The organism is Mesorhizobium sp. M2C.T.Ca.TU.002.02.1.1 (genome assembly GCF_003997225.1).
On record NZ_RZTO01000794.1, the window covers coordinates 1 to 2,794 of the forward strand.

Annotated in this window: 3 protein-coding genes; 2 read left to right on the forward strand and 1 reads right to left on the reverse strand. The window is 65.1% G+C overall.

Annotated elements, in window-relative coordinates; translation table 11 throughout:
- Positions 1-256 (forward strand): phospholipase D-like domain-containing protein (locus EOD07_RS29505; RefSeq protein WP_245470539.1); only part of this gene is annotated, 256 nt, incomplete at its 5' end.
- A gap of 24 nt (positions 257-280) precedes the next feature.
- The gene (locus tag EOD07_RS29510; protein ID WP_164772652.1) at positions 281-1,090 is read left to right on the forward strand and encodes an endonuclease/exonuclease/phosphatase family protein; all 810 of its coding nucleotides are present in this window, start codon (positions 281-283) and stop codon (positions 1,088-1,090) included.
- A gap of 8 nt (positions 1,091-1,098) precedes the next feature.
- Here the strand turns inward: EOD07_RS29510 and EOD07_RS29515 are convergent.
- The coding region (locus tag EOD07_RS29515; RefSeq protein WP_164772653.1) for a beta-L-arabinofuranosidase domain-containing protein at positions 1,099-2,794 on the reverse strand (1,696 nt) is incomplete at its 5' end.

A 2,794-nucleotide genomic window follows, 5' to 3' on the forward strand; every position in this document is an offset into this window, starting at 1 on the left:
CGACCATTCGAAGCTGATGGCGATCGACGGGGTGTGGGCCTATGTCGGCTCCTCCAATCTGGACGCCCGTTCGCTGAGGCTAAATTTCGAGATCGACATGGAAGTCCTGGATGAAAATTTCGCCGCCGAGATCGACGCCCGCATCGCGGCCGCCATCGCCACCGCACAGCCCGTGACGCTGCAGACGTTGAAGGCAAGGCCATTCGCAATCCGCGTCTTCGACCGTTTGCTGTGGCTGGGATCGCCCTATCTTTAGAGCAGGAAATCGAGCAGCAGGATCATGGAGATAGACGACATCAAAGGACGCAGCCTGCCGGAGACCGTGCTCTTGTCGATCCGCGCCAGAAATGCGCGCAAGGCGAAGGCGACGCCGCGCAAGCGCGTCAACGGTGCGGAGATCGTCGTTGCCTCCTACAACGTCCATAAATGCATCGGCACGGACCGCAGGTTCGATCCTGACAGGACGGCACGCGTCATCCGCGAAATCAGCCCCGACGTCATTGCCCTGCAGGAAGCCGACAACCGCTTCGGCGACAGGGCCGGGCTGCTCGACCTTGCCCGGCTGGAATTGGAGACGGGGCTGGTGCCGGTGCCGGTCACAGGCAACGGCAAGGGGCATGGCTGGCGTGGCAATGTGCTGCTGTTCAAGCGCGGCACCGTGCGCGACGTCCACCAGCTCAAGCTACCGGGACTGGAGCCGCGCGGCGCGCTGGTCGCCGAAATCGATCTCGACGAGAAACGGTCGCTGCGTGTCATCGCCGCCCATCTCGGCCTTTTGCGCCGCTCGCGCTCGGAGCAGGCCCGCGTCGTGCTCGACATCATGAGCAGCGCCGACGAGAGGCCGACGCTCTTGCTCGGCGACCTCAACGAATGGCGGCTCGGCAACCGCTCGGCGCTGAACACGCTGCACACGACCTTCGGGCCGACGCCGCCGGCGGTGCCCACCTTCCCGTCGGGCCTGCCGGTGCTGGCGCTCGACCGCATCATGGGCAACCGACATGATCTGGTTTCAGGCGTCGAGGCCCATGACACGCCGCTGTCGCGCGTCGCCTCCGACCACCTGCCGCTGACGGCTTTTGTGCATCTGTAGCCGGAGCCCTACCCTTCCCTCAGCCATACGAGCATCTCGCCGGGTTCGCGGTTGTCCCAGGCAAAGTATGGAATTGCCCTGACTGTCGTCTCCTCTGCCGCCGGCGGCTCTGATCGATAGAGATCGTGGCCCCATTTTTCCGTCTCGGCCCTGCTGCCTATGGCCGAGAGGGTGACGATGCCGCCGAGCAGGTTCGGCTCCTTGCGGGCCTCGAGCCTTGCCTCGCGCGGCAAGGCGATGCGGTGCAGCCCGCCGCCATTGTCGGTTTCCTCGACGCAGTAGATCAGCGGCCCTCGCGCAAGCGCGACGCGGCCGATGTCCTGGCGCACCTGCGGGTTGGCGAAGAGGCGCGCCGTCGACATTTCGAGGTCGAGCTCGACCTTGTCGCCCTGGCGCCATTCGCGGCGGATCGCGGCATAGCCGTCGGCCGTCGCCGCCTCGAGATCGACGAGCTTGCCGTTGACCCGAAGTGCCGCCTTGCGGCACCAGGACGGCACGCGCAAATGAAGCGTGAACGCAACCGGCGCCTCCGGCCCGACCTCGATCGCGACCGCGCCATCCCACGGATAGTTGCTGGTCTGAACCAGGGTAACCTGCCGGTCGGCGATCTCGAAGCGCGCGGTCGAGTCGCCATAGAGATGGACCGCCAGCGCATCGTCGGCGAGGCCGTAGAAATAGCCGCCGATCGAGGCCACCATGCGGCCGATATTGGGCGGGCAGCACGGGCAGCGGTGCCATTTCCAGCGATGGTGCCCTCCCCGGCTCTCCAGCGGGTTCTCGTAGAAGAACAGCGAGCCGTCGAGAGACAGACCCGAGACCGAGCCGTTATAGAGCGCGCGCTCCATCATGTCGGCGTAGCGGGCGTTCGGCCCCATGCCCAGCATGCGGCTTGCCCAGAACACCAGGCCGACCGACGCGCAGGTCTCGGCATAGGCGGTCTCGTTGGGCAGGTCATAGTCGCTGGTGAAGCCTTCATTGTGCGCCGACGGCCCGAGGCCGCCGGTGACATAGAGGCTCTTGGTCATCAGATCGTCCCAGAGCCAGTCGAGCGCCACGCGCAGCGTATCGTCGCCATATTCGGTCGCGATGTCGGCCATGCCGGAATAGAGATACATGGCGCGCACGGCATGGCCGACGACCTTGTCCTGCTCGCGCACCGGCTTGTGCGACTGGTTATATTCGTAGGTCTTGAAGTGATAGGCCTTGGGATCGGCGCCGCGGGCGCGCGCCTCCTCGTCGAAATAATGCGGCTGCTGGCCGCGCTGGTCGATGAAGCACTTCGCGAGCTCCATGTATTTCTTCTCGCCCGTCACCCGCGCGAGCTTGACCAGCGCAAGCTCGATCTCCTCATGGCCGCAATAGCCCTTCTTCTTGCCGGGTTCGGGCCCGAACATCGAGGCGATGTGGTCGGCGTAGCGGCACATGATGTCGAGCAGCTTGCGCTTTCCCGTCGCCTGGAAGTAGGCGACCGCGCCCTCGATCAGATGGCCGGCGCAGTAGAGCTCATGGCAATCGCGCAGGTTGGTCCAGCGCAGGCCGGGCTGGATGCGCTGGTACCAGCTCGAAAGGTAGCCGTCGGGCTGCTGCAGTTTCTCGTACATGTCGATGACGGCGTCGATCTTCTGCTCCAACTCCGGATTGCGGCGGCGGTAGAGCGAATAGGCGGCGGTCTTGATCGTCTTGCCCCAGTCGGAATCCCAGAAC

Coding starts and splice junctions, on each gene's coding strand:
- EOD07_RS29510 (WP_164772652.1), top strand. CDS start 281: ATGGAGATAGACGACATCAAAGGACGCAGCCTGCCGGAGACCGTGCTC.